Annotated in this window: 15 protein-coding genes and 2 pseudogenes; 3 read left to right on the plus strand and 14 right to left on the minus strand. The window is 43.8% G+C overall.

Annotated features, from left to right (window positions below; translation table 11 throughout):
* The 8 genes from DWX73_RS03825 to yqeB are packed head-to-tail and all read right to left on the minus strand — an operon-like array spanning position 1 to position 7311.
* Positions 1 to 1704, minus strand: coding sequence for a MutS-related protein (locus DWX73_RS03825; protein WP_118347025.1), 1704 nt, complete (start codon positions 1702 to 1704; stop codon positions 1 to 3).
* Positions 1686 to 3233, minus strand: coding sequence for a uroporphyrinogen-III C-methyltransferase (gene cobA, locus DWX73_RS03830; RefSeq protein WP_118347027.1), 1548 nt, complete (start codon positions 3231 to 3233; stop codon positions 1686 to 1688). The genes DWX73_RS03825 and cobA overlap by 19 nt, the downstream gene beginning before the upstream one ends.
* Positions 3208 to 4089 carry a hydroxymethylbilane synthase gene (hemC, locus tag DWX73_RS03835; RefSeq protein WP_118347029.1) on the minus strand — a complete coding sequence of 294 codons (882 nt, stop codon included), beginning with the start codon at positions 4087 to 4089 and terminating at the stop codon, positions 3208 to 3210. Before hemC ends, cobA begins: the two co-directional genes overlap by 26 nt.
* Entirely contained in the window at positions 4052 to 4564 is a 513-nt protein-coding gene (locus tag DWX73_RS03840) for a precorrin-2 dehydrogenase/sirohydrochlorin ferrochelatase family protein (protein WP_118347031.1), read from the minus strand. The genes hemC and DWX73_RS03840 overlap by 38 nt, the downstream gene beginning before the upstream one ends.
* Positions 4565 to 5002 (minus strand): MOSC domain-containing protein, encoded by a 438-nt coding sequence (locus DWX73_RS03845; RefSeq protein ID WP_118347033.1) that lies wholly within the window; start codon positions 5000 to 5002, stop codon positions 4565 to 4567.
* Positions 5003 to 5019: 17 nt separating this feature from the next.
* The gene (moaA, locus tag DWX73_RS03850) at positions 5020 to 5988 is read right to left on the minus strand and encodes a GTP 3',8-cyclase MoaA (protein ID WP_118347035.1); all 969 of its coding nucleotides are present in this window, start codon (positions 5986 to 5988) and stop codon (positions 5020 to 5022) included.
* Complete coding sequence (moaC, locus tag DWX73_RS03855; protein WP_118347037.1) at positions 5960 to 6496, minus strand: cyclic pyranopterin monophosphate synthase MoaC; 537 nt, start codon at positions 6494 to 6496, stop codon at positions 5960 to 5962. Before moaC ends, moaA begins: the two co-directional genes overlap by 29 nt.
* Positions 6481 to 7311 carry a selenium-dependent molybdenum cofactor biosynthesis protein YqeB gene (gene yqeB / locus DWX73_RS03860; protein ID WP_118347039.1) on the minus strand — a complete coding sequence of 277 codons (831 nt, stop codon included), beginning with the start codon at positions 7309 to 7311 and terminating at the stop codon, positions 6481 to 6483. Before yqeB ends, moaC begins: the two co-directional genes overlap by 16 nt.
* A gap of 165 nt (positions 7312 to 7476) precedes the next feature.
* Here yqeB and DWX73_RS03865 point away from each other — a divergent pair, with 165 nt between their 5' ends.
* Positions 7477 to 7854, plus strand: a complete 378-nt coding sequence (locus DWX73_RS03865; RefSeq protein ID WP_118347041.1) for a RidA family protein — start codon at positions 7477 to 7479, stop codon at positions 7852 to 7854.
* Positions 7855 to 7961: 107 nt separating this feature from the next.
* Here the strand turns inward: DWX73_RS03865 and DWX73_RS03870 are convergent.
* The 6 genes and pseudogenes from DWX73_RS03870 to DWX73_RS03895 form a co-directional block, all read right to left on the minus strand.
* Positions 7962 to 8899, minus strand: a pseudogene (locus tag DWX73_RS03870) (XdhC family protein).
* The gene (locus tag DWX73_RS03875) at positions 8881 to 9372 is read right to left on the minus strand and encodes a MogA/MoaB family molybdenum cofactor biosynthesis protein (protein WP_118347045.1); all 492 of its coding nucleotides are present in this window, start codon (positions 9370 to 9372) and stop codon (positions 8881 to 8883) included. Before DWX73_RS03875 ends, DWX73_RS03870 begins: the two are co-directional and overlap by 19 nt.
* A 6-nt stretch (positions 9373 to 9378) precedes the next feature.
* Positions 9379 to 10797 carry a selenium cofactor biosynthesis protein YqeC gene (yqeC, locus tag DWX73_RS03880; protein WP_118347047.1) on the minus strand — a complete coding sequence of 473 codons (1419 nt, stop codon included), beginning with the start codon at positions 10795 to 10797 and terminating at the stop codon, positions 9379 to 9381.
* Between the two features lie 2 nt (positions 10798 to 10799).
* Positions 10800 to 13085: a xanthine dehydrogenase family protein molybdopterin-binding subunit gene (locus tag DWX73_RS03885; RefSeq protein ID WP_118347049.1), complete on the minus strand. Its 2286-nt coding sequence runs from the start codon at positions 13083 to 13085 to the stop codon at positions 10800 to 10802.
* On the minus strand, positions 13069 to 13545 hold the full coding sequence (locus tag DWX73_RS03890; protein WP_118347051.1) for a (2Fe-2S)-binding protein: 477 nt from the start codon (positions 13543 to 13545) through the stop codon (positions 13069 to 13071). The genes DWX73_RS03885 and DWX73_RS03890 overlap by 17 nt, the downstream gene beginning before the upstream one ends.
* A 10-nt stretch (positions 13546 to 13555) precedes the next feature.
* The gene (locus tag DWX73_RS03895; RefSeq protein ID WP_118347053.1) at positions 13556 to 14332 is read right to left on the minus strand and encodes an FAD binding domain-containing protein; all 777 of its coding nucleotides are present in this window, start codon (positions 14330 to 14332) and stop codon (positions 13556 to 13558) included.
* Between the two features lie 279 nt (positions 14333 to 14611).
* Here DWX73_RS03895 and DWX73_RS15460 point away from each other — a divergent pair.
* Together DWX73_RS15460 and DWX73_RS03905 are read left to right on the plus strand one after the other, a co-directional pair.
* A pseudogene (locus DWX73_RS15460) lies at positions 14612 to 15180 on the plus strand (xanthine phosphoribosyltransferase).
* Positions 15181 to 15447: 267 nt separating this feature from the next.
* The gene (locus DWX73_RS03905; RefSeq protein WP_118347055.1) at positions 15448 to 16779 is read left to right on the plus strand and encodes a uracil-xanthine permease family protein; all 1332 of its coding nucleotides are present in this window, start codon (positions 15448 to 15450) and stop codon (positions 16777 to 16779) included.
* Positions 16780 to 16934: the final 155 nt, after the last annotated feature.

The following is a 16934-nucleotide window of genomic DNA, read 5'->3' on the forward strand; positions in this document are numbered from 1 at the left end:
CTACAATTCTGCAAGAATCCATTCCCCACTCTTTAAAAATTCCTCTGCGGTTGCATCTGCTCTGCGGATAATCTCTTCGTCATATCCGATCATGCCAAGCAGACGAATTGCATTTCTTGAAGTCGCACGTCCCGGATATAAAATATAGTCAAAAAGAATATCATTTTCCACGATTTCTTCCTGAAAATGATAATTATCATAATCGGCTTCCAACATTTGCGTCAACTCGATATCGTGTGTTGCCGCAAAGCAAAGTACATTATTTCCTGCCAGACTCTTTAAAATCTGTGCAGATGCTGCAATGCGCTCTACGGTATTCGTTCCTCGAAGTACCTCATCAATAAAACAAAGTACCGGCACTTCCCCATTTGTCTTATTTAGAATTCTCTTTAATGACTTGATTTCTACAATATAATAACTTTCCTGACTGTCAAGATCGTCCCGCAGCGCCATTGAAGAGTACACGCGAAAGAATTTTGTCCGATAGGTATGTGCAAGACAGGTATGGATTGTCTGTGCCAGGATTCCGTTGATCGCAATGGTTTTTAAAAATGTGGATTTTCCTGAAGCATTTGAACCTGTAATCAGTACCCCTTTCTTCGTACGGATTGTATTCGCTACCGGCTCCCGGATCATTGGATGATACACATCTTCTGCTTCCAGTTCTGTTCCCTGATTCTTCAGAAATTCCGGCAGTACATAAAACGGAAGACTTTCCCGATAAGAAGCGATTGCAATATGTGCTTCCAACATTCCGAGAAGATCCATCAACCTGTAGATTTCCCGGCTTTTCTTCTGCACCTCTCCCAGCATCTGATTGAATACAATCAGATCAATATGAAACAACATACGAATATAATCTGCAAACACATCAAGCGCCGATCCTGACATTTTGTCTCCGCCTGCAATCCATCCTGATTTTTTCTGAAACGCCCCGAAACTTTTGCGGATTTCTCTGATTTCATTTATGTATGAAGAAATTTCAGTATCTTCTATACGACTAATCTTCTCTCCTGCCTTCAGCATCCGGATCAAATGTACAAATGTTACAATGTATGGTTCGATTTCTCCCCGCTGTTTATAATAAACCCGGATATTAACTCCTATATCCGCAAGCAATATGAGAAATCCTACCGCTGGATTCAGAAAGCATCCAACTGCACAGAGCAGAAAAATAAAAATGGACAGATAATGCGGCATATTGCTTTTTGGCTTCAGCGATTCCAATGTCTGGATATAATCACAGATAGATACTTTCTTCGTTCGGCCAATTTCAAAATACTGCATCTGTAATTCCGTGCGGACCGTTTTTGCTTCTGCAAAATGTCTGATCAGCCGTTCTCTTTCCTGCATGTTTTCTTCCGACATTTCCGGTGTTCTTAACATATAATAAAGATATTCCTGTCCGACAGAAGAATATGTACGGTTCAGCATACAGAACACTCGATCCATATCCAAATCATTCCAGGTAATATCATCAATCACATGACTTTTTTCTTCTTGGCGCTTTAGTTTATTCTGATAATAGTGTGCAATATTTTCTAATTCTCCGCTGATATATTCCCTGTCCGGAACATTTCCCCACTCCCGCTCAATCTTTCTTCTGCGATTCAGGAGATTGGCACGGCGACTCGCCGACATAACACTGTAAAGAATCAGAAGAACGGCAAGCACACTTCCTGTAATTAAAATGTCTGTTCCCATAGGTTCTCTCCTTTTTGTACACTTTTCGCTAATGCGATAAGTGATTCCAATGTTGCCTCCTTTGCAGTCAATGTTTTCATGCCAAATGCTCTGGCTGCTTTTTCTGTCTGCTTCCCTATGCAAAATGCATGCACCTGTCCGAGTTCTATCCCCTCTGCTGCATTGACAAATCCTCTGACAGTAGAAGCGCTTGTAAACATCGCATAGGTTCTTTCGTAGGAAAATTCTCGCCGAAGATCAATATATGCGTAACGCTCTTCTTCAATCTCGTAGAGCGGTGCATCTGTAATCTGCACCTGTTCTGCGCGCATCAGTTCCTCTAAAAGCTGAGGATTTCCCTGCGCTGCCCGTGCAATCAGCACTTTTTCCCCGGCTTTCACCTTTTCTGCCAGAAGCCGGCCAAGATGAACTCCATCGTATCTATCCGGAATGAGATCCGCATACCATCCATGTGTTTCCATGATACTGGCTGTTCCTGTTCCGATGCATGCCAGTTTTAAATGAGATAATGTTCTCATATCGATTCTTCGTTCTCTCAGAAACTTCATCCACTGCTCTGCTCCGCTCGGACTTGTCAGTACAAGCCACCGATAGGTATCTATTTTTGCAAGCGCTTTTTCAAGCACCTCAGTATTTTGGGCCGGACGCACTGCTATAGCAGGAAATTCAAACACCTCAGCTCCCTCTTCTCTTAGCATCTGAGAAAGCCTTCCCTGCCTTTCTCTTGGTCTTGTCACAATAATCCGCATTCCGGACAGAGGACGTTTCTCATACCAGGACATTTCTGACAAGCTGCACACATCTCCCACAAGAATAATTGCCGGGGAGGTAATCTGTTCTTCTTTTGCCCGTCCTGCAAGTTCAGAAAGCGGCGCACATACTTTGCGCTGAGCTGCCGTTGTTCCCTTCTCCAGCACTGCTGATGGCGTATTCGGATTCATCCCCGCTTTCAGAAGTCCCTCTGTCACTTCCGGAAGTGAAGTCACACCCATTAAAAACACAAGCGTTCCTCCCATAGTTACAAGCGATTCAAATTCCTTTTCTGCAATTCCTCCTGCCTTTTTATGTGCTGTTACAATATGAAGAGAGGACGCCATATTTCTATGTGTAACAGGGATCCCTGCATACGCTGCAACAGAAATCGCTGATGTAATTCCCGGAACGATCTCATATGGAACCCCTTCTTTCAAAAGCAGCTCTATCTCTTCTGCCCCTCGTCCAAATACAAACGGATCTCCACCTTTTAATCGTACTACCTTTTTCCCTGATTTTGCCTCTCGCAATAAAATCTCATTAATCTCCTCCTGAGGAATCGGATGATGTCCGGAACGTTTGCCCACATCAATATATTCTGCATCTTTTCTTCCGTACATTAGAATTCCCTGCCCAACAAGCCGGTCAAATACAATCACATCTGCTTCTTCCAGAAGACGTTTTCCCTTTACTGTAATCAATTCCACATCGGAAGGACCGGCTCCTACAAGCCATACCTTTCCCTGCTGTCTATCTTTTTTTGTTTCGCAATTCATCTGCAAGTTCGACTCCTATCTTTTCTGCATCCTCATAACTTCCATAAATTTTTCCAATCCGGTATTCGTTCGTGCCTTGTTCTGCATATAGACCTGTAAGACAAATTCCCTGTCCGCTTTCTTTCGCATAGGCTGCCACAGGAGAAGAACACCCTCCATCCAGTGTTCTTACGAAAGCTCTCTCACTTTCTGCAATTCGAGCCAGTCTTTCATCCCATAGACAGCTCGTAAAATCCCGCATCTCTTCTCTTCCCTGTACTGCTAAAATTCCCTGTCCCGCTGCCGGGATCAGCTCTTCCACAGAAAAGTATTTTGCAATCCGTTTCTCCAGCCCAAGCCGTTTCAACCCTGCTGCCGCAAGAACAAGAGCGCCGTACTCACCACTTTCAAGCTTTGCAAGCCGTGTCTGTACATTGCCCCGAATCCACTGCACCGTAATCCCCGGGAAAAGCTGCTCTAAAAGCAGTTTACGCCGCAGACTGCTGCACCCCACCGGAAGCGACTGATCCCACTGGTCTGTTCCTTCCGGCAGGACAAGGGTATCTCTCGGATCCTGACGCTCCAAATATGCAAGAAGAGGAAGTTCTTCCGGTATTTCCATCGGCATATCCTTTAGACTGTGAACTGTCAGATCTACTTCTCCGGAAAGGAGCGCCCGGTCCAGCTCTTTTACAAAAAGTCCCTTCCCTCCTACCTTATCCAGCGTCTTATGTAATATCATATCTCCGGTTGTTTTCATCGTCACCAGTTCATAGACATACTCCGGATGGCAGCGCTTTAATTGCTGTATAACGATTTCTGATTGTGCGACAGCCAGTTTACTCTCTCTGCTGCCGATCCTGATTATTTTTTTCATCTGCTTTCTCCAAACATTTTCGTATCATTGCCGCTTTTTCAGCCACATCTCTATGATTTTTCCCATTGCCGGTTATTCCTACTACCACTTCTTCTGAAGATGCTATTGCCGGAAAATAAAAATCACACATAGATGCATTCGATGCATTATTGACTGGCACATTTCTCCTCTTGCAAAGACGCGCAATCTGCTCATTCACTTCCGAATCACCCGTGGCTGCCAATACAAAAAACCAGTTTTCCGCCAGATCTTCCTCTTCAAAAGCTTTCTTTCGAATCTGAAGATTCCCATTATGACACAGCATCTCCCACGCTTCCAGAAGATCAGCCGGAATTTCTCTTGTGATCACAGTTATTTCTGTATGAAAAAATTGTAATGTCCGAACCCTGCGAAGCGCAATCTTCCCGGCACCGAACACTACAATTTTCTTTCCCTCAAGATTTATAAACAGCGGAAAATACGGTGTTTCCTGCATCTATTCTTCCTCCACAAGTGTAAAACTGTCACCTGCAGAAATGATTCCTCCGTGGAGTACAATACAAAATACACCTTCTCTTGGCATAATACAGTCTCCCATCTTCTGAAAAATCTCGCAGCCATGGTGACATTCTTTCCCGATCTGAGTCATCTCAAGAAGAACCTCGTTGCATTGAAACCGGCTTCCGATCGGAAGATTTTTAAAATCATACCCTTCCACAACAATGTTTTCTCCAAATGCACCAAACGCAACTTCCGCACCTTTCTTTCGGAATTCTTCTATCTTTTCATAGGATAATAAACTCACCTGGCGATGCCATTTCCCTGCATGAGCATCTCCTTTTATTCCCCAGTCCTCAAGAAATTCTGCTGTCTTTTGATCCTGCTTTTGTGTTCCTTTTTCTTTACTGATACAAACTGCTTTTACGATTCCCATTTCTATACTCCATTTCTCTAGCCGCCAATCTTTGCCATAGCAGCTGATTGAATATTCTCTTCTTGAAAATGATGTTCCTTCGGTTTCTGTCGGATTCCTTCTATAAGAAGTTCCAAAAGTTCTTCGTCAGTACACCCTTTTCTCAGATGCGTCTTTAGATCCATTCCATTCTGCGACTGAAGGCAAAGTCTTAGTTTCCCTTCCGAAGTCAGACGAATACGATTGCATCTGTCACAGAACTTGTGGCTGACAGCGCTGATAAAGCCTATCTTGCCGCAAAACCCGGCAAAGCTATAATACACTCCCGGTCCATAGCCAAGCGTCTTTTCATATCGTTCCATCTTGCCATAAGCCTGCTCCAGTACCGATGCAACCATCTGCTGCTGACTTTCCTTGCAGATTTCATTGACCGACAACGGCATCCTCTCAATAAATCTGACATGCACCGGCGCTCGTTTCGCAATTCCTGCTAACGCTACTGCCGTATGCTGCCAGTTCGTTTCTTCCAATACACTATTTATTTTAACAGAAATGTTTGGATATGCAAGAACAGTTTCAATTCCTCTGAGTACATCTTCCACATGCCCAACGCGTGTAATACGGTGGTAAGCTTCCCCGTCAAGTGTATCAAGACTGATATTGATTCCATCTATTCCTGCTTCTGCCAAATCATTTATATAACGCGGAAGCAAAATACCGTTCGTTGTCAATGTAACTGTCTGAATCCCCGGAAGCTTTTTCAGTTCTTTTATCAGTCCTGCCACATCTTCTCTCACAAGAGGTTCTCCCCCTGTAATCTTAATGTGACAGATTCCAAGAACAGCCGCCTGCCTTACAATCCGGATGATCTCCTCATAACTTAAAATCTCTTCATGGGGCGTCCAACAAATTCCGCTTTCCGGCATACAATATGTACAGCGCAGATTACACCTGTCCGTCACTGAAATTCTAAGATAATCAATTGTTCTCCCGTGCTGATCCTTCATCTATGTCTTCCTTTCCAGCTTCTCCTGTTCCCGGAAATATAAAATCCCCGCTCTTTCCTCCGGTTTTTGTTTCAAGATGGATCTCAGAAATTACCATTGCCTTATCAATGGCTTTACACATATCATAAATTGTTAAAAGCGCTACGCTGACTCCTGTCAACGCTTCCATCTCTACACCTGTTCTGCCATGCATTTTCACAGTACAGACAGCTTTGATGACTCCTCTTGTTTCCTCTACTTCAAAATCCACCTTGCTCTTATCAATCAGCAGTGTATGACACATCGGAATTAATTCTGACGTCCGTTTTACTGCCATAATTCCGGCAACCCTGGCAACTCCAAGTACATCTCCTTTTTTCGATGTTCCACCTTGTATTGCAGCAATAATCTCCTGACTTACATGGATTTCTCCCGATGCCGTCGCTGTTCGTTCGGTAATGTCTTTCCCGCCTACATCTACCATAACAGCATTCCCTTTCTGATCAAAATGTGTCAGTCTTTCTTCCATCTGTCTTTCCTTTCTCTGTTTTGTTCAAATTGTCCTCTCAAAATTGCTTCCAACACCCCTCCGCCGACGGCTCTCGCTTTGTCGGATACCGTATAACAGTGTCGAAGTGTACATCCGGCGTCTATATCTCCACATTTCATTCCTCTTTTTACATACATACCACAATCCGGAAGCATTCCTCTTATCATCCCACTCATCTTTGCCTGAATAGGCACTCCTCCTGCCATTGCCACCACATCGCCTTTTTTGACAAGATCTCCAATGTGCATCTTCGGATAGAAAATACCGTTTACTTCTGCCCTGATCAGACGTTCTTTTGCATAGCCTCTCACTTCTCCGGGAATACCGGTATTGGGAAGGGCGCTTCCTTTTGTAATGACTCGCCCAAGATCATGCCCCCGTTTTGTTTCCACCACATAATGACAATCATCGCCTGCAGTAAATCCCGGTCCGACTCCAATTACGATCGGCGCATCTGTGATAGAAGTACCAAGGTTTTTTTTGGCAAGAATCGCATCTACAATTACGTCCGGACGAAACTGTTCTACAAGTTTTGCTTCCGGATCAATGACCACCGGAATCTCTCCCAGGCTAACTGCCTCTTCTACAGCTTCTTTTCCGGAAACTACTCTAGCCGTAATCCCTTCTAAGACTGCCGTTTTGTCTTCCTCGTATACTGCTCTTGAAAACGCCGCCTGATACCGGACGGCGGTCGGCTTCGGGAGCTCTGTCATAATTACTTGAAATCCGCATGCAAACAATCGGACTGCAATTCCGCTTGCAAGATCTCCCGCACCTTTTATCAATATCCTCATTTCCTTTTCTTCCCTTTCACACATTTGTTTCGATTATAGCATGCCGCGATAAAAAAGTCATTCGATAAGAAAAAATTCATATTCTGAATATTTTTTATTGAGAAATTCTCTCAAAAGTGTTATCATGATAACTAAGATGAACAAGATTAAAGGAGGATTTTTATCATGTTAAAAGTAATCAGTACAGACAAAGCTCCGGCAGCAATCGGACCATATTCTCAGGCAATGGTATTCGGAAACCTTATGATTTCTTCCGGACAGATTCCGATCGATCCGGCTACAGGCGAAATTGCCGGTACAACGATCGAAGAGCAGGCTGAACAGGTCATGAAAAATATCGAAGCAGTTCTTGAAGAAGCAGGCGCAAAATTCACAGATGTTATGAAAACAACTTGTTTCCTCGCTGATATGGGTGATTTTGCAGCATTTAACGAAATTTACGGCAAATACTTCACAGGCAAACCAGCTCGTTCTTGTGTTGCTGTAAAAACACTTCCAAAGAATGTTCTCTGCGAAGTAGAAGTTATTGTGGCTTTAGCATAGCATTATTCTGAACGTATTAAAAAAGTACTGTGTTCCTTTCCGGTTCACAGTACTTTTTTCTTTGCTCTGATAAAGTTGAAAAACAAATTTAATCTGACTTTGTAATTTTAATCCAACACAGCTTCTACACGTTCAAATAATACGCGGACATTTCCGCCGCAGACCATTCCGGCTTCTGCTGCCTGAGAAGAAAGATCATAATGCTTCAGATCTATTTCTTTCTTTTCTTCCAAAAGCTTCCTCGCATGTTTCTGTGCCAAATATTCTACCGCACCCCCGCCAATTGTTCCGGCGCAGCTCCATCCTGACAGACAAGCAGTCTTGAGCCAACTCCTCGCGGTGCAGAACCTTTTTTCTCAATTAATGTTACCATCATCATTGCTTCTTTTTTTGTTTTTAACCATTCTAATATTTCCGGTACGACCGTCGTCTGCTGAACGCTGGTCCGTTCCTGAATTAGTTCCGCAGCAATACTTACCGCAATTTCTTCCGGTGTCTGAGCTCCAATGTCCAACCCGATCGGAGCATGTATTTCACTTAATATTTCCTCCGTAAATCCATCTTCTAACAACCGATTTCTCGTAAATGCTACTTTACTGCGGCTCCCGATCATTCCCACATAGGAATAGGTCCTGTACAGCACTTCGCGCAGGCATATATAATCGTTTTCATGCCCTCTTGTGACAATTACATACGAAGCATACTCCGGCAATAATTCTTTTTCAAATACTTGCAGAAACGGTAAACAAATCAACTGATCCGCTTCCGGAAACCGTTCCCGAGATGCAAAATCCGGTCGGTCATCTACTACAATGATCCGGTAGCCGATCAGTTTTCCAAGTCTGGCAAGGAAAAGCGAAATATGTCCTCCTCCAAGAATCACAAGCATCGGTGCATTGCGAAGTGTCTCTTGGTAACTTGTCTTATCCGGTAACTGTACCTGCCTGCACACGCAGCAATGTTCCTGCAGATGCACCGCCATCTTCCGGTAAGCATTTTCCCGGATCTTGGTTTCTCCCGAAATTGTTAATTTGTTCTCGCACATTCTCCTGTCTCTCCTGTCATAATCTGAATTCCATGGGTAAGTTCCGGTAAAATATACTCTAAGCACTCCCTGACAGCTTTCGGACTGCCCGGAAGATTAATAATCAATGTCTGTTTGCGAATTCCTGCCTGCGTTCTGCTTAACATGGCCCGTTTTGTAAACTGCATACTGTAATAACGCATTGCCTCCGGAATCCCCGGAACTAGCTTCTCTGCCACATCTTCTGTCGCCTCCGGCGTTACATCGCTTGGCGCAAATCCGGTTCCTCCCGTTGTCAGAAGTAATTCCGCCAATCCTTCATCCGCGATTCGGCGCATTTCTTCTCCCAGCAGATTTCTGTCATCCGGTAAAATCTTTGCAGAAACTACCTGAAACCCAGCTTCCACCAATAATTTTTCAATCTCCGGACCACTTAAATCTTCCCGGAGATTCTGATATCCCTTCGTACTCGCTGTAATAATCGCTGCTCGCATAGCGCTTCACTCCATTTCTTCACACAAAATTATCCCCTGCTCTGCCCAGTTTTGTTTCTCTTTCGGACACCAATCTTTTGGACAGCGGTTCAATACCGGAAGAAAAATACCGGATACATTTTTCTTAAGTCCTTTGCTACTTGTCATAATCAAAAACAAGTCGTCTTCTGTCAAAAGTTCTTCTTCCGTCTTTCCCAGAAATGCTTTCACAAGTTCCGGTCGGTGGGCTGTTCCTACTTTCTGTCCAATCGCCATCTGGCTCGTCAGTCCGATTACTAAGTCTGTTCCCTTTGGAATCACCGGTTCATGTTCTGCCGGCATCTTCACAAGACGTTCTTTTGCTCCGTCTGCCTCCAAAATGAGAATCATCTCCCATTTCCTAAGTTCTTCCAACACCTCTTCCGGCAGACTTTTAATCTTTCCGCCTTCTGCCTTTCTCCCTACTGTCCAAACTTCCGGAGTTCTTATACATTTTCTCAAACTTTTCAGCTGAACTTCTGCCTCCGGTTCCTCCCGCCATATAAAGCAATGTTCTTTTGTCTCTCTCATGTGGGTTGTTGTGCTGACAAGTACTGCCTTTCCTTCTGCTCGCAATGCTTCTGCCAGTCTATAAGCAAATGTTGTTTTTCCCCCTGCACCGACAAGCGCAACCGTTGCTTTTGTAACTTCTGACAATCCGGTATGCTGCAGAAATTCTCTCATCCCGATTCGTTTTCTATAGCCGGAAAGCTCCGTACTCTTTTGTGACATTCTTTTGTTTTTCCAAAGTGTATCCAATGATTCCGGGATGCGGAAATACAGATCTTTTTTCTGCCATTGCCTTATATTTTGAACCAGATTCAACGCTTCTTTACAATCAATATCTTCCAACTCGAATGCAGAAGCCGCTTCCCACCGGCAGAGATCCTCTAAATGTCTGTGAATGACCTTCTTGCCTCCCTGATCCTTCGTCAACGCCTTCAATTCATTCGCATAAGCCGCTCCAAATACAGCCGGATTCCCAAGTCTTCCGTCTTTGCAGAGACATCCCAGTCCCTTTTTACTTTCCCGGTAAGATTCCAGCAATCCTTCGATCGTTTCCGCCAGCACATAAGGCTGATCACAGACGCCAAATAAAATCGCATCTTCTTTCATAAGAACACCGATTTCTTCCAGATATTCGATTCCAAGCCGGATAGAATGGGCAATCCCATCTTCCGGCTTGTCATTTTTTACACAGTGGTACCCGCGCTCTGCCATCTGTTCAAGAATTTCTTTATATTGACTTACAATACAGTGTACTCCATCACAGCTTTGCACTTCCTTTAATGTATCAGGAAGAAACTGATAGAGCGGTTTCCCATCTATTTTATGCAACAGTTTGTTGTTGCCGAATCTTATGCTGTTTCCTGCTGCCAGCAGAATCACATGTATCTTTCCGTTCATTTTTACTGTGCTTTCTCTTTCTGCATCGCGCAGTATACTTTCTCCGGTGTAATCGGAAGCTCCCGGAAATGTCCTCCTGTCGCATGGCTAATAGCACTTGCGATAGCCGGAGACGGCGTATTGATTACAATCTCACCAATAGACTTTGCTCCAAACGGACCGCTTGGCTCATAGCTGCTCTCGAAATCAACGCGGATTTCTCCTACATCCAGTCTTGTCGGAATCCTGTACTGCATAAAGGAATTGCTAAGATCTTTTCCTTTTGCATTGTATACAACATCTTCATAAAGAGCCATACCGATTCCCTGAGCAATCCCGCCTTCCGTCTGCACACGCGCAAGAGACGGATTAATAACCGTTCCGCAGTCTACTACTGCCACATAATCAACCGGTGTTACCTTGCCTGTCTCCATGTCTACTTCGACCTCTGCCATACCAACCATAAACGGCGGCGGAGATGTCGGAGAATAATGTGCTGCTGTTACTTCAAGCGCTTCATCATTCGCACAGAGAGATGCATTTGCCAGTTCTTTCAAAGTAACCTGCTCTCCTGTTTTTAAACATACAACAGACGCTCCATTAAATTCCACTTCTTCCTGGGCGCACTGAAGCATCTTTGCACCGCGTCTTGTAATCCGCTCCCGAAGCTCTGTACTTGCTTTCATAACTGCCATTCCTGTCACATATGTCGTACTGGAAGCATAAGAACCACAGTCATACGGTGACACATCTGTATCAACTCCTGATACGATAATATTATCCATATCACAGTCCATACAGTCAGATGCCATCTGAGCCAGAATGGTATCACATCCGGTTCCCATATCCGTTGCCCCGATCATCAGGCTGTAGAAACCATCATCATTCACTTTCAGTGTTACAGAACCGGTATCTACATTTGAAATACCAGACCCCTGCATTGCCATTGCCACACCGACGCCGCGTACTTTTCCATTTCCCATATCGCGATACGGATATTTATCATTCCAGCCAATCATTTCCTTCGCCCGTTCCATACAGCGGTCAAGCGCACAGCTATCTGTCCGCTCTCCATAATAAGCAGGCATAATCTGTCCTTCCCGGACCATATTTTCTTCTCGAAGTTTTACCGGATCCACACCCATTTTTTCTGCCAGCTCATTCACTGCAGATTCTACTGCAAAAATCCCCTGCGTTGCCCCGTATCCACGATAGGCCCCTGCTGACATAACATTTGTATATACAACATCATAATTGAAGCGGAACGCATCCAGCTTACCGTACAATGGAATGGATTTATGTCCTGATAATCCTACTGTTGTCGGACCATGTTCTCCATATGCGCCTGTATTTGACAGCGTATACAGATCAATCGCACGGATACGGCCATTCTTGTCTGCTCCAACCCGCACATGCATCTCCATCTCATGCCGCGGAGAAGACGCCGTCATAGATTCTTCTCTTGTAAATACGAGTTTCGATGGTTTTCCTGTCATCCATGTAACAAATGCAGGATAGATTTCCATAACTGCCGTCTGTTTTGCTCCAAATCCTCCACCGATACGAGGCTTTACAATCCGTACTTTAGACTTTGGAATCTCCAGTGCAATTCCAAGAATTCTCCGCACATGAAAAGGTACCTGCGTAGAAGATACGACCGTCAGTCTCTCATAGGTGTCCATATAGGAGTAAGCGCAAAAGTTCTCCATCATCGCCTGCTGATTGGCTTTTGTGTGATAAACTTCATCGACTACATAGTCACATTCTGATAACACCTGTTCCACATCTCCGTCGCCACATTCCTCATGCGCGCAAAGATTTCTTTTATTGTCTGCACCTACCGGACAAAGCGCTTCCCAGTTTTCCTCCGGATGAATCAGCACCGGATGATCTTTCGCTTCATGGAAATCAAGAATTGGTTCCAACAGATCATACTCCACTTTCATCAGCCGCATTGCTTTCTTTATGCAGGCCTCATCCTTTCCTGCAATGATCGCCACCGGATCTCCGACAAACCGCACATGGCGATCCAGAATCAAACGGTCATGAGGACTTGGTTCCGGATACGTCTGACCTGCTAAAGTAAATCGCGTTCCCGGACAATCCTGATATGTAAAAATCTTTTCAATTCCCGGAACACACTCCGCTCTTGATGTATCAATTGAACGGATTACTGCATGTGCGTGAGGACTTCGCAGTAATTTGATCACAAGGCAGTCTTTTGGCGCCAGATCATCTGTATAGATCGGCTTTCCTGTTACAATGGCCTTCGCATCCACTTTCGGAATCGCTTTATTTACCACTTTCATCTGCAGAAACCTCCTCTCTGTTTAAGTATTTTGTAATTGCCCGAAGCTGCCCCATATATCCACTGCAGCGACAGAGATTTCCTGCCAGATATGCTTTGATCTCCTCCTCTGTCGGATGCACAAGTTCGCGCTCCATAGCAAAAATATTCATAATCATTCCCGGCGTACAATAACCGCACTGTTCAGCACCTTCCGCTGCCAAAAACTTCCCGAAACGCTCTGCCTCTTCTTTCATTCCTTCCAGTGTTACGATATGTTTCCCCTCTACTCGTGCCGCCAGCATCGCACAGGATAAAATCGGTTTTTCTTCCAGCAGTACTGTGCAGAGACCACAGCCGGTTGTATCACAACCACGTTTAACACTGTAACATCCCATATCACGCAAAAGATCAAGAAGGATTGTATCTGCTTTGATCAATGCCTCTACCGGTTTTCCGTTTAAAATAAAATGCAGTTCCATCATTCTCCTCCTATTGTTCTGCCGCTTTTTCCAAAGCTCTTCTCACACAGACTTCTGCCAGATGACGGCGGTATGTTTCACTGCCGCGCATATTACTTCCATATGTCATAGACTGAGCAGCCGCTTTTGCGCAGCCACGGATCGTTTCTTCCGTATATTTAGCAAGTTCGGTCTGAAATAGCGCTGCTTTCATCGGTCTTGCACCAATCGAAACAAAGACTTGATTTCCCTTTACCGCCGCAGCTGCTGCAATTACCGGAAAATCTGTTTTTGCAATCCGTTCCGCTAAATAACAGATGCTTCTTCCATCTTTTCGAATCCGAATCCGTACTAAAATATCGTTGTCCCGTTTCATTTTAATAAATTCCGCAAGCGGAACTAAACCGCCCTTATAAAGTTCCACAGAAGTATCCAGCGCCAGAAGGCATGTCAGGACATCTGAAAATCCAAACCTTCCAAATACAGAACCGCCTATCGTTGCCTGATTTCGGAATTGAACTCCGATAATGTCTTTCACGCAATCAGCAATTGCACCGTGAAAATATTTGTTCAGTCCCTGATGAATTTCCATCTCCCGCAGGCTTACCATACATCCAATGGAAAATTCTTCTTCTGTTTCTTCTATTTGATCCAGCCCCAGCCCGGACAAATCTACAACCGTCTGCACATTGGCAGTTCCAAGACGCATCCACATCATTCCGCCAAGAATCCGGCAGGATCGTTTCTGATTCAATTCATATGCCTCTTCCAGGCTCGTTGCTTTTACATAATTCTGAATAGTAATCAAGATATTCCTCCTTGTTCTCCTTACATCATACAAAAAGGCCATTTATTCCCGTAAAATAAATCAGCCTATACCTTAATCCATAATACCATATTCTCTTTCTGTCTACAATACATTTATCCCTGAAATCAAAATTCACGAAAAAAGTCAAGTTCTCTCTGTCAGATTATCATATATTTTGTCAAACTATGAAAAAAAAGATTGAAAATCGAAAACTGATAGCGTATTATGTAAAGTAAATTTAATTTTAACATTTTAGATTTCAGAAGGGATATAGTAACTATGCAGCTCTTAAAAGAACGTATTTTAAAAGATGGCGTCATCAAGCCTGGAAATGTCCTGAAAGTGGACAGTTTTTTAAATCATCAGATGGATATTGATCTGATCAATGAGATCGGCAAGGAATTTCGCCGCCGTTTCCCAAGTGATAAGATCACAAAGATTCTGACTATTGAAGCATCCGGTATCGGAATCGCCTGCATTGCTGCCCAGTATTTCCATGTACCTGTGATTTTCGCCAAAAAGACACAGAGCATCAATATTGACGGTGAAGTATATCACAGCAAAGTAGAATCCTTCACACACAAACGCGTCTATGATGTGATTCTTTCTAAAAAATTTCTCAACGAAGATGACCATGTTTGATCATCGATGATTTCCTTGCGAATGGATGTGCACTGCTTGGGCTCATTGAACTTGTGAAAGAAGCCGGCGCTTCTATTGAAGGTGCGGGAATCGTTATTGAAAAAGGATTTCAAAAAGGCGGAGACAAAGTGCGTGAACAGGGCGTCCGGGTAGAATCACTGGCGATTGTAGATTCCATGACCGATGATAGTTTGATTTTTCGCTAGATTTTGCAAATGACTTGTCATCTCTAATCTCTAAATAATAGGAAGCATCTTTTAGATGTTTTTTCTGTATTTTTATCAGAACACAGTGAAGCGGCGCTTTTATGAGTGCCGCTTATTAATATTTATAACTATTTATCATAATCTGTTTCTTTCCGATTCATTGACATTTTCCAACAGATTTTTTTATACTTTAGGCATGGATATGTTATATCCTGTGTAAATCTATTCTGCATTTACAAATATTTTTAGAAATGAGAGGAATCTTATATGAATGCAAAGAAACAATATGCTTCTGTTTTTGAACTGAACGGAATGCCGAAATTATCTCAGGCTTTTCCCCTTGCTCTACAACATGTAGTAGCAATGATTGTTGGATGTGTAACGCCTGCCATTGTCATTTCCGGTGTAGCCGGTCTAAATGGCACTGACAAAGTTATTCTTGTTCAGGCAGCTCTCTTTATCGCTGCCATTTCCACTTTGATCCAGCTCTTTCCGCTTGGCGGAAAGCTCGGCTCCGGTCTGCCGGTCATCATGGGTGTCAGCTTTGCCTATCTGCCGAGTATGCAGGCAATTGCAGGCAGCTATGATATCGGAACTATTTTGGGAGCGCAGCTGATCGGAGGATTCGCCGCGATCTTTGTCGGACTTTTTATCAAAAAGCTCCGAATCCTTTTCCCGCCGCTTATTACCGGAACTGTTGTATTTACGATCGGTCTTTCACTCTACCCGACTGCAGTCAAATATATGGCCGGAGGCGCATCTTCACCGGATTACGGTTCCTGGCAAAACTGGCTTGTGGCAGGAATTACCCTTGCAGTCGTAATTGCTTTAAACCATTTTGCAACAGGTTTTCTGAAACTTTCTTCCATTCTTATTGGAATGATTGTTGGTTATCTCGTTTCTGCATGTTTTGGAATGATTAATTTTTCAGCAGTTTCAGAAGCCGGCCTGTTTCAAATTCCAAGTCCGCTGCATTTTGGATTAAAATTTGAACCTTCCGCTATCATTACGATCGTGTTGCTCTTTGTAATCAATTCCGTTCAGGCAATCGGTGACTTTTCCGCAACTACAGGCGGTGGTCTCGACCGCGAGCCAACAGATAAAGAACTCTCCGGAGGCATTGTTGCTTACGGCTGTGCAAATATTTTCGGTGCTCTTTTTGGCGGTCTTCCTACCGCAACCTTCAGCCAGAATGTTGGTATTGTTGCCTCCACAAAAGTTGTCAATCGAATTGTTCTCGGTCTTGCAGCGGTCATCATCCTCTTTGCCGGACTGATGCCAAAATTTTCTGCCCTTTTAACAACCATTCCACAGTGTGTACTGGGCGGAGCTACCATCTCTGTATTTGCAACAATTGCTATGACCGGAATCAAGTTAGTTGTACAGCAGCCATTAACTTACCGTAATACTTCTATTGTTGGTCTTTCCGTTGCTCTCGGCATGGGAATTACACAATGTTCTGATTCTCTTGCGCACTTTCCAGCATGGGTAACAACTGTCTTCGGAAAATCCCCGGTAGTCGTTACAACGATTATGGCAATTCTTTTAAACACAATTCTTCCGAAAGAGCAGATAACGAAAACAAAAAAATCACAATAAAAGTCAAAACAAAAAAATCAGCCGGAAGCGTTAAGCGCCGGCTGATTTTATATGATACAGGAACTTCCTGCAGCTATTTTATTTTATTTAATCTGAATCCCAATTCCTGCAATGACACGATACACTTCTTCTGCTTCTGCCGCAAGGGCGCATCC

The organism is Coprococcus sp. AF21-14LB, assembly GCF_003458885.1.
Classification (GTDB): Bacteria; Bacillota; Clostridia; order Lachnospirales; family Lachnospiraceae; genus UBA9414.

Coding starts and splice junctions, on each gene's coding strand:
- moaC (WP_118347037.1), bottom strand. CDS start 6,496: ATGGAAGAAAGACTGACACATTTTGATCAGAAAGGGAATGCTGTTATG.
- DWX73_RS03825 (WP_118347025.1), bottom strand. CDS start 1,704: ATGGGAACAGACATTTTAATTACAGGAAGTGTGCTTGCCGTTCTTCTG.
- DWX73_RS03840 (WP_118347031.1), bottom strand. CDS start 4,564: ATGCAGGAAACACCGTATTTTCCGCTGTTTATAAATCTTGAGGGAAAG.
- hemC (WP_118347029.1), bottom strand. CDS start 4,089: ATGAAAAAAATAATCAGGATCGGCAGCAGAGAGAGTAAACTGGCTGTC.
- DWX73_RS03845 (WP_118347033.1), bottom strand. CDS start 5,002: ATGGGAATCGTAAAAGCAGTTTGTATCAGTAAAGAAAAAGGAACACAA.
- DWX73_RS03890 (WP_118347051.1), bottom strand. CDS start 13,545: ATGGAACTGCATTTTATTTTAAACGGAAAACCGGTAGAGGCATTGATC.
- cobA (WP_118347027.1), bottom strand. CDS start 3,233: ATGAATTGCGAAACAAAAAAAGATAGACAGCAGGGAAAGGTATGGCTT.
- DWX73_RS03875 (WP_118347045.1), bottom strand. CDS start 9,372: ATGCGAGCAGCGATTATTACAGCGAGTACGAAGGGATATCAGAATCTC.
- DWX73_RS03905 (WP_118347055.1), top strand. CDS start 15,448: ATGAATGCAAAGAAACAATATGCTTCTGTTTTTGAACTGAACGGAATG.
- DWX73_RS03865 (WP_118347041.1), top strand. CDS start 7,477: ATGTTAAAAGTAATCAGTACAGACAAAGCTCCGGCAGCAATCGGACCA.
- yqeB (WP_118347039.1), bottom strand. CDS start 7,311: ATGAGGATATTGATAAAAGGTGCGGGAGATCTTGCAAGCGGAATTGCA.
- moaA (WP_118347035.1), bottom strand. CDS start 5,988: ATGAAGGATCAGCACGGGAGAACAATTGATTATCTTAGAATTTCAGTG.
- DWX73_RS03885 (WP_118347049.1), bottom strand. CDS start 13,085: ATGAAAGTGGTAAATAAAGCGATTCCGAAAGTGGATGCGAAGGCCATT.
- yqeC (WP_118347047.1), bottom strand. CDS start 10,797: ATGAACGGAAAGATACATGTGATTCTGCTGGCAGCAGGAAACAGCATA.